This is a genomic window from Streptomyces sp. MP131-18, from assembly GCF_001984575.1.
GTDB lineage: Bacteria > Actinomycetota > Actinomycetes > Streptomycetales > Streptomycetaceae > Streptomyces > Streptomyces johnsoniae.
On record NZ_LZNS01000001.1, the window covers coordinates 3847895 to 3856382 of the forward strand.

Annotated in this window: 9 protein-coding genes; 6 read left to right on the forward strand and 3 right to left on the reverse strand. The window is 72.3% G+C overall.

The genetic code is table 11. The annotated features are described in order from the left end of the window. Window positions 1-4: 4 nt before the first annotated feature. The 4 genes from efeB to STBA_RS17215 all read left to right on the forward strand — a co-directional run bounded on the left by efeB (window position 5) and on the right by STBA_RS17215 (window position 4815). On the forward strand, window positions 5-1285 hold the full coding sequence (efeB, locus tag STBA_RS17200; protein WP_077060097.1) for an iron uptake transporter deferrochelatase/peroxidase subunit: 1281 nt from the start codon (window positions 5-7) through the stop codon (window positions 1283-1285). Between the two features lie 10 nt (window positions 1286-1295). Beyond that, on the forward strand, window positions 1296-2225 hold the full coding sequence (gene pheA, locus STBA_RS17205) for a prephenate dehydratase (RefSeq protein ID WP_077060098.1): 930 nt from the start codon (window positions 1296-1298) through the stop codon (window positions 2223-2225). Between the two features lie 428 nt (window positions 2226-2653). Continuing rightward, window positions 2654-3934 carry a serine--tRNA ligase gene (gene serS, locus STBA_RS17210; RefSeq protein ID WP_077060099.1) on the forward strand — a complete coding sequence of 427 codons (1281 nt, stop codon included), beginning with the start codon at window positions 2654-2656 and terminating at the stop codon, window positions 3932-3934. Beyond that, on the forward strand, window positions 3931-4815 hold the full coding sequence (locus tag STBA_RS17215; RefSeq protein WP_253194787.1) for an HAD family hydrolase: 885 nt from the start codon (window positions 3931-3933) through the stop codon (window positions 4813-4815). The genes serS and STBA_RS17215 overlap by 4 nt, the downstream gene beginning before the upstream one ends. Window positions 4816-4916: 101 nt before the next feature. On the opposite strand, the gene STBA_RS17220 is transcribed toward STBA_RS17215, so the two are convergent. Next, window positions 4917-5888 (reverse strand): YafY family protein, encoded by a 972-nt coding sequence (locus STBA_RS17220; protein WP_077060100.1) that lies wholly within the window; start codon window positions 5886-5888, stop codon window positions 4917-4919. Window positions 5889-6061: 173 nt separating this feature from the next. Here STBA_RS17220 and STBA_RS17225 point away from each other — a divergent pair, with 173 nt between their 5' ends. Then, a complete protein-coding gene (locus STBA_RS17225; RefSeq protein ID WP_079251986.1) occupies window positions 6062-6763 on the forward strand; it encodes a sensor domain-containing protein in 702 nt (233 codons plus the stop codon). Between the two features lie 63 nt (window positions 6764-6826). On the opposite strand, the gene STBA_RS17230 is transcribed toward STBA_RS17225, so the two are convergent. Then, window positions 6827-7069 (reverse strand): DUF397 domain-containing protein, encoded by a 243-nt coding sequence (locus STBA_RS17230; RefSeq protein WP_077060101.1) that lies wholly within the window; start codon window positions 7067-7069, stop codon window positions 6827-6829. Beyond that, a complete protein-coding gene (locus STBA_RS17235; RefSeq protein WP_077060102.1) occupies window positions 7066-7875 on the reverse strand; it encodes a helix-turn-helix transcriptional regulator in 810 nt (269 codons plus the stop codon). Before STBA_RS17235 ends, STBA_RS17230 begins: the two co-directional genes overlap by 4 nt. A 114-nt stretch (window positions 7876-7989) precedes the next feature. On the opposite strand from STBA_RS17235, the gene STBA_RS17240 reads away from it, so the two are divergent. Next, entirely contained in the window at window positions 7990-8409 is a 420-nt protein-coding gene (locus STBA_RS17240; RefSeq protein ID WP_077060103.1) for a hypothetical protein, read from the forward strand. The last annotated feature ends 79 nt before the right edge of the window (window positions 8410-8488 follow it).

Sequence of the window (8488 nt, forward strand, 5' to 3'; positions counted from 1 at the left end):
AGCCATGACCTCTGACCAGAAGCGCAAGGAACACCAGGACCACCAGGACCACCAGGAACGCCCCGCCCTCACCCGCCGCCGCCTGCTCACCACCGCGGGCGCCGCGGGTGCCGCGGGGCTCGCCGTCGGCACCCCGACCGGCGCCCTCGCCCACTCGGCCGCCACCGGCGACGACGGGCCCGCACTGGCCGAAGTGGGCGCCACCGCCGTCCCGTTCCACGGCACACACCAGCCGGGCATCACCACCCCGATGCAGGCCCACGGCCACCTCGCCGCGTTCGACCTGGCCGCCGCCGCGGGCCGCCGCGAGGCCGCGGCGCTGCTGCGCCGCTGGTCCACCCTGGCCGCGGAACTGATGGCCGGGGGCACCCCCGATACGGACACCGGCGTGGCCCGCGACGCCGGCCCCGCCTCCCTCACCGTCACCATCGGCTTCGGCGGAAGCTTCTTCGACGCCGTGGGCCTCACCGGCGCCAGGCCCGCCGCCCTCGACCCGCTGCCCGCCTTCTCGGCCGACGCCCTGGACGAGCGGCGGTCGAACGGCGATCTGTGGCTCCAGATCGGCGCGGACGACGCCCTCGTCGCCTTCCACGCCCTGCGCACCCTCCAGCGCGCGGCGGACGAAACGGCCGCCGTGCGCTGGCAGATGACCGGCTTCAACCGCAGCCAGGGGGCCACCGCCCGGCCCATGACCACGCGGAATCTGATGGGTCAGGTCGACGGCACCAACAACCCGCGGCCCGAGGACGACGACTTCGAGGCGCGCGTCTTCGTGCCCGCAGGCGGCGACCCGGCGTGGATGTCGGGCGGCTCGTACGCGGTGGTGCGCCGCATCCGCATGCTCCTCGACGTCTGGGAGTCCAGGCCGCTCGCCGAGCAGGAACGGGTGATAGGGCGCCGCAAGTCCAACGGCGCCCCGCTCACCGGCGAACGCGAGACCGACCCCGTCGATCTCGAGGCCACCGGGCCGGACGGCAGCGCCGTCATCGCCGCGAACGCGCACGTGCGCGTCACCGCTCCCGAGACGAACGGCGGTGCCGCGATGCTGCGCCGCCCGTTCTCCTACCACGACGGGTTCCGCGATGACGGCGCACCGGATGCCGGTCTGCTGTTCGTCTGCTGGCAGGCCGATCCGCTGCGCGGCTTCGTTCCCGTGCAGCGGAAGCTGGACCGCGGCGATGCGCTGTCCGAATTCGTCCGGCACGAGGCGAGCGCCCTGTTCGCGGTGCCCGGCGGGGCGGCGGAGGGTGAGTACGTGGGGCAGGAGCTGCTCGAAGGCGGCTAACGTTTGAGCCATGACAGCTGCGAGCCGTTATACCTATCTCGGCCCCGAGGGCACGTTCACCGAGGCGGCACTGCGCACGCTCCCCGAGGCGGCGACGCGGGAGCTCGTTCCGATGATCTCGGTGCCCGCCGCGCTGGACGCGGTGCGAGGCGGCGAGGCCGGCGGCGCGCTCGTGCCCATCGAGAACTCGGTGGAGGGCGGCGTCTCCGCGACGGTCGACGAGCTGGCCGCGGGCGGGCCGCTCATGATCTACCGCGAGGTGTACCTGCCGATCGCGTTCGCGCTGCTGGTCCGCCCAGGTACGGAGCTGGAGAACATCAAGACCGTGACCGGCCACCCGGTGGCGCAGCCGCAGGTGCGGGGCTGGCTGGAGCGCTTCCTGCCCGAGGCCCAGTGGGAGTCCGCGGCCTCGAACGCGGACGGGGCCCGGCTGGTACAGGAGGGGCGCTTCGACGCGGCCTTCGCGGGCGAGTTCGCGGCGCCGACCTACGGTCTCGAACCGCTGGTCACGGACATCCACGACGCGGACAACGCGACCACCCGCTTCGTCCTCGTCGGCCGCCCCGCCAGGCCGGCCGCGCCCACCGGCGCGGACAAGACCTCGGTCGTGCTGTGGCTGCGCGCCGACCATCCGGGGGCGCTGCTCGACGTGCTCCAGGAGTACGCCACCTGCGGCGTCAACCTGGTGCGCATCGAGTCACGCCCGACGGGCCAGGGGATCGGGCAGTACAGCTTCTCCGTCGACTGCGAGGGCCACATCTCGGACCGCAGGGTCGGCGAGGCGCTGATGGGCCTGAAGCGGCTGTGCTCCGGCGTCCGCTATCTCGGCTCGTACCCGCGGGCGGACCAGGTGGCGCCGACCGTCGTCACGGGGACGGCCGACGCGGACTTCCTCCAGGCGTCGGACTGGCTGACCCGGTGCCTGGACGGGCGCAGCTGAGGCCGCGGGCCGACGACCTGGCGCCTGTCCCCAGAGTTATCCACAGGCGACCCTGTGTGCCTGTGCATAAGTCGACACTTCGAAACGGGCGGAACCGGCATATCACCCACTCCGCCCGTAAACCGTTCACAGTGTCACCGATCCCCTTTCGTCAGCCCAATCACCTCGGATAACTCGCGAGTGTGAGGCAATTTCCCTCGTAAGAGAGTGTGAGCGGCGTTTGAATGGGGAATTCTGTGCCGCACGACCGGAGGCGGACGGCAATCCGGACGGCATCCACAGGGCCCGGGGAAGCCTGTGGATAACCCTGTGGATACCCGTCCTGACCTGTGGATTCTCCAGCGGCCCCCTTTTCCGGCATACCGGACTAAACGCCCCATGCGCTTTATGGATTCAGCCGCCGCCCGGCCTCCCGGTAGCCTGGGTCCGTGATTGACCTTCGCCTGCTTCGTGAGGACCCCGACCGCGTGCGCGCCTCCCAGCGCGCCCGAGGAGAAGACGTCGGCATTGTCGACGCGCTCCTCGCTGCCGACGAGTTGCGGCGGTCCTCCGGCTCCCGCTTCGACGAGCTGCGGGCCGAGCAGAAGCAGCTCGGCAAGCGCATCCCGCGCGCGGCGGGGGACGAGAAGGCCGAGCTGCTCGCGCGCGCCGGCGAGCTGGCCACCGCCGTGAAGACGGCCGACGCCGAACGGGACGAGGCCGCCGCCCGGGCGCAGGACCTGCTGCTCCGCCTGGGGAACGTGGTGCACACGGACGTCCCGGTCGGCGGCGAGGACGACTTCCGGGTCCTTCAGACGCACGGCACCATCCGCGACTTCGCGGCCGAGGGCTTCGCCCCGAAGGACCACCTGGAGCTGGGGCAGGCGCTCGGCGCGATCGACACCGAGCGCGGCGCCAAGGTCTCGGGCTCGCGCTTCGCCTACCTCACCGGCGTCGGCGCCCTGCTCGAACTGGCCCTGGTCAACGCGTCGGTCGCCCAGGCCACCGCGGCCGGTTTCGTGCCGATGATGACGCCCGCGCTGGTCAAGCCCCGCGCGATGGCGGGCACCGGCTTCCTCGGCCAGGCCGCGCAGGACGTCTACCACCTGGAGAAGGACGACTACTACCTGGTCGGCACCTCCGAGGTACCGCTCGCCGCCTACCACATGGACGAGATCGTCGACGCGGACCGGCTGCCGCTGCGCTACGCCGGCTTCTCGCCGTGCTTCCGCCGCGAGGCCGGATCGCACGGCAAGGACACCCGCGGCATCATCCGCCTGCACCAGTTCGACAAGGTGGAGATGTTCTCCTACGTCGCCCCCGAGGACGCGGAGGCGGAGCTGGAGCGGCTGCTCGGCTGGGAGAAGCAGTGGCTCACCTCGCTGGAGCTGCCGTTCCGCGTGATCGACGTGGCCAGCGGCGACCTGGGGGCCTCCGCCGCCCGCAAGTTCGACTGCGAGGCGTGGCTGCCCACGCAGGGCAAGTACCGCGAGCTGACGTCCGCCTCCAACTGCAACACGTTCCAGGCCAGGCGCCTGTCGATCCGGATGCGCGGCAAGGACACCGGCACCCGCCCGCTGGCCACGCTGAACGGCACGCTCTGCGCGGTGCAGCGCACGATGGCGCTGCTGCTGGAGAACCACCAGCAGGCCGACGGCTCGGTGCACGTTCCCGAGGTGCTGCGGCCGTTCCTCGGCGGCCGGGAGCGACTCGAGCCGGTCGCGGCGTGACCACCGCGGCCCCGGACGACCCGGGCATACCGCCGGCACTGCCGCAGCGGTTCCCCTACCGGCTGGTCGCGACCGACCTCGACGGGACGCTGCTGCGCAGCGACGGGACCATCTCGCGGCGCACGCGGAACGCGCTGACCGCCGCCCAGGCGGCGGGCGCGCACCACATCGTGGCGACGGGGCGCAGCGTGGCCTGGACGCGGCACATCCTGGACGGCCTCGGGTACCGGGGGCTCGCGGTGTGCGGACAGGGCTCGCAGCTCTACCACGCCGGGGAGCACCGGCTGCTGACGTCGGTCACCCTGGACCGGGCGCTGGCCCGTTCCGTGGTGGCCCGGCTTGAGGCGGCGCTCGGCCCGCTGGCGCTCGCGTCGAACCGGGACGGTCTCGACGGGGACGTGATCATGGACGCCCGGTACGAGGCGGCGGTCGGCGCGGTCTACCGGGGCGAGGGCGACAACCCGGACCCGGCGCAGGCACCGGACCGTTCGGTGCTGTTCGCGGAGCCGATCATCAAGATGTACCTGCACTCCGCCGGCCGGTCCGAGGACGAGCTCGCCGCCGCGGCACGTTCGGTGGCCGGTGACTCGGTGGGCATCGTGGTGTCGGGCGAGGCGCTGGTCGAGATGCTGCCGCTGGGCCTGACGAAGGCCACCGGCCTGTCCCTGGCCGCGCGGCGGCTCGGGGTGCGGGCGGCGGACACCATCGCGTTCGGGGACATGCCGAACGACATACCGATGCTGGAGTGGGCGGCGCACGGTGTCGCGATGGCCGACGCGCACGCGGACGTGTGCGCGGTGGCGGACGAGGTGACGGCGGGCAATGACGCGGACGGCATCGCGCTCGTGCTCGAACCCCTGCTGCGGCCCGAGCACGGGTGACGTGGATGACGCGAGGTCAAATGCGTTGTCCACAGGCCCGGTCGGCGCCTGTGGACAAGTAAGCCCGCTTATCCACAGATGGTTTGCCCGTTTCTGAGCGATCAGGACGACGCGCGCCCCGCGGCGCGGCGGTAACGGTCCGCCACCGACCGCAGTGCGGCGGCGAGTTCGGGACTGCCGGAGGCGTCGAAATCGAAGCCGAGCACGCCGATCCACACCGCCAGGCTCTCCGGGCTGTCCGCGCCGGTGGCGACCACGCAGGTGTGCTCGTCGACGGGCTCCACGGTGCCGGCCGTCGCCGGCAGCCGTTCGGCGACGGCCTCGGCCGGGGCGTGGACGGTGACCCTGGCCCGGAACCGCCATGGCGCCGTCGCGACGCCGCGCGACACGTACGCGGCGATGTCCTCGTCGGGCAGCGGACGCGGCGTGAAGCGCGGCCCGCCGGGCGTGCGGGGCGTGACGCGGTCGACGCGGAAGGTGCGCCAGTCGCCGCGCCCGGTGTCCCAGGCGATGAGGTACCAGCGCCGCCCCCAGTTGACCAGCCGGTACGGCTCCACCTCGCGGCGGCCCGTGGTCGCGTCGTGCGCCCGGTAGTCGAAGCGCAGACGTGTCTGGTCGCGGCAGGCCGCGGCGATCGTGGTCAGCACGTCCGGCGGCACGCCGGGCCCCTGCCGCCGCGGCCGGACGGGCACGGTGTGGCTCTGGAGGGCGCCCACCCGGCGGCGCAGCCGCGGCGGGAGCACCTGTTCCAGCTTGGCGAGGGCGCGCAGCGAGGACTCCTCGATGCCGGTGACAGAGCCGCCCGTCGCGGTGCGCAGGCCGACGGCCACGGCGACGGCCTCCTCGTCGTCGAGGAGCAGCGGTGGCAGGCTGCTGCCCGCGCCGAGCCGGTAGCCGCCGACCGCGCCGCGGGTGGCGTGCACCGGGTAGCCGAGCCGCCGGAGCCGTTCGACGTCGTTCCGTACGGTCCTGCTGGTCACTTCGAGCCGTTCGGCCAGCTCGTTGCCGGTCCACTCGCGCGGGGTCTGGAGGAGGGACAGGAGCTTCAGCAGGCGTGCCGATGTCTCAAGCATGGTCCGAGTCTCCCCCGCTTCTAGGAACGGGACGTTCCTGATGGCGGGAAAGTTATCCACAGGCTGTGCAGGGTGGGCGACCCACGGCCAGGGGCGGGGGTGTAGGCAGCACCACCTCCCATCGTCGCCCCAGACGGCTGGGTGCGGGCGGCGCCGGGCGGGACAGTGGTGGCATGAACGAGACACTGGAACGGTCCGCACCGCTCGCCACCGACCGCACCGCCCCCCGGCCGGTCCCGGCCGCGCCGCAGCCGGGACCCACCGGACCCACCGGACCCGCCGGGCCCGCCGGGCGCTTCGAGCGCTTCGGCCGCGAGGTCGGCTACCTGCTGACCGGACTGCCGCTCGGCATCGTTGCGTTCACCCTCGCCGTCACCGGATTCTCCCTCGGGCTCGGCACGCTGGTGATCTGGGTGGGGCTGCCGGTGCTCGTCTGGACGCTGACCACGAGCCGGTACCTGGCCGGCGTGGAACGCGAGCGCGTCGGCTCGGTCACCGGCCGCCCGATCCCGCGGCCCGCCTACCGTTCGGGCGGCATGCTGCGCGTGCTGGGCGACGCGCAGGCGTGGCGCGACCTGGTGCACGCGATCGTGTCCTTCCCGCTGCGGGTCGTCACGTTCTGCCTGGCGGTGACCTGGACCGTCGGCGGTCTGGGCGCGCTGCTGTACGTCACGTGGTCGTGGGCGCTGCCGCACGAGGACGGCGAGGAGGGCCTGCCCGACCTGATCTGGGGCGTCGAATCCGAGGCGGCCGACATCGCGTTCAACACCGGCATCGGCGTCGTCCTGCTGGCCACGGCGATCCCCGTGCTCCGCGTCTGCACGGCGATGCAGGCCGGACTCGCGCGCACCCTGCTGGCGGACGGCACGCGTTGACCGCGTTGAACGGAGGGAGCCGGGGCACGGGGCCCGGCTCCCTCCGTGACGTCGGCCGCGGCGTCAGCGGGACGCCGTGAAGCCCACGAACGCCGACCAGGCGGCCGTGGAGACGGTGAAGGGGGAACGGGTGGTGTCCTTCGAATCGCGGACGTGCACCGCGTGCGCGCCGGGCGCCACCTCGACGCACTCGCCGCCGTCACCCGTGCTGTAGCTGGACTTCCGCCAGTCGAAGGCGATCTCCACGCAATCGCCGCCGTCGCCCGTGCTGTGGCTGCTCTTGAACCAGACCAGTTCGCTGTTCACACTGCTCCTGCCTGCTTCTCGATGAATTGCGCCGACTCCCGGGGAGAAAGCGCCTGCGCCCGCAGGATGCCATACCGCTCCTGCAACAGCGCCACCCGCTTTTTGTCACTGATGAGGCTGCTGCCGTCCTGGTGCTCCAGGTACGCGTGCTGCCGGTGCGCCTTGCTGGTCACCAGGGTCAGGTAGCCGTGCAGCCCGACATGGTCCTCGCGGTCCGTCGGCATCACCTGCACGGTCACGAAGTGCAGCCGCGCGCAGTCCAGCAGGTGGAGCAACTGCGCCTTCAGCACGGCCCGGCCGCCGATCGGACGCTGGAGCACGGACTCCTCGATGATGAACCCGAGGAACGGCTTCGGCTCGCGGTAGAGCAGCTGCTGCCGCTCCAGCCGGGCCGCCACCTGCTTCTCGATCTCCTCCTCGGTCAGCGAGGGCGTGTACATCTCGAAGGTCGCGCGCGCGTACGCCTCGGTCTGCAGCAACCCGGGCACGGCCAGCGGCGCATAGGCGTTCAGCGCGTAGCACTGCCGCTCCAGCACGGCGAAGTCCCGGAAGAACTCCCGGTACTTCTCGGCGGCCATGTAGTCGCTGACCGAGGCCAGCAGCCCGTTCGCCTCAAGGACCTGGTCCATGCTGTGGATCAGGCCGGTATCGGGGATGCGCTCCCCGCGCTCCACCGCGCCGATCATCGATCCGGACACCGCACAGCCCTGCCCGACCGTGTCACGCGTCATCTTGTGGTGCTCGCGCAGCAGCCGGCACTGCCTCCCGAAGGACAGCCGCAGCGCCGATACGTCCTGCTCGCCCATCTCTCCTCCCACCGCCTTCACATCGGGGTCCGGGCCATCACCCGGACTTCCACATCACCATGTGTGACGACTCAAATACTGGCCACGCTAGTCGGGCAGGGCCACGGTGGGGGCATGAACTGGGAAAACAACACGTGCGAGTGGATTCCGACGGCGGGCTGCGCCCTGCTGAAAACCGGACTGTGGTTCGACGCCATCCGCGTCCCGGGCACGGCGGGTGACCGGGTCGCGTTCCTGCTCGCCGCCGACTGTGCCGGCGAACCGGGCCCGGTCGTAGGCGAGTTGATCGGCCCCCGGCGGCTGTCCTTCCTGCTGCCGCCGCGCAGCGCGCCGCGCTACGACTGGCCGCCGATCGCCGAGAGCCACGGGCGGTACGCCGAGGACGTGGCGACGTTCATCGGCATCCCGGCGCTGGCCGGATACACGTGGCCGCTGTTCTGGTTCGCGCGGCCGACGGCCGAGCGGCCGTTCGTCGACCCGGCGCTGCTGCACGGGAAGCTGCAGACGGAGGCGAACGCGCATGCGCCGTCCTGAACTGCCTCCGGGGGCGGGCGAGCCCGCCGGGGCGCACGGCGTGCTGGTCGCGGTCGAGATCGACGCCGGGACCGTGCGG

Excerpts from the sequence above, each read along its gene's own strand:
- efeB (WP_077060097.1), top strand. The coding sequence starts at position 5 with ATGACCTCTGACCAGAAGCGCAAGGAACACCAGGACCACCAGGACCAC.
- pheA (WP_077060098.1), top strand. The coding sequence starts at position 1,296 with ATGACAGCTGCGAGCCGTTATACCTATCTCGGCCCCGAGGGCACGTTC.
- STBA_RS17220 (WP_077060100.1), bottom strand. The coding sequence starts at position 5,888 with ATGCTTGAGACATCGGCACGCCTGCTGAAGCTCCTGTCCCTCCTCCAG.
- STBA_RS17225 (WP_079251986.1), top strand. The coding sequence starts at position 6,062 with ATGAACGAGACACTGGAACGGTCCGCACCGCTCGCCACCGACCGCACC.
- STBA_RS17235 (WP_077060102.1), bottom strand. The coding sequence starts at position 7,875 with ATGGGCGAGCAGGACGTATCGGCGCTGCGGCTGTCCTTCGGGAGGCAG.
- STBA_RS17240 (WP_077060103.1), top strand. The coding sequence starts at position 7,990 with ATGAACTGGGAAAACAACACGTGCGAGTGGATTCCGACGGCGGGCTGC.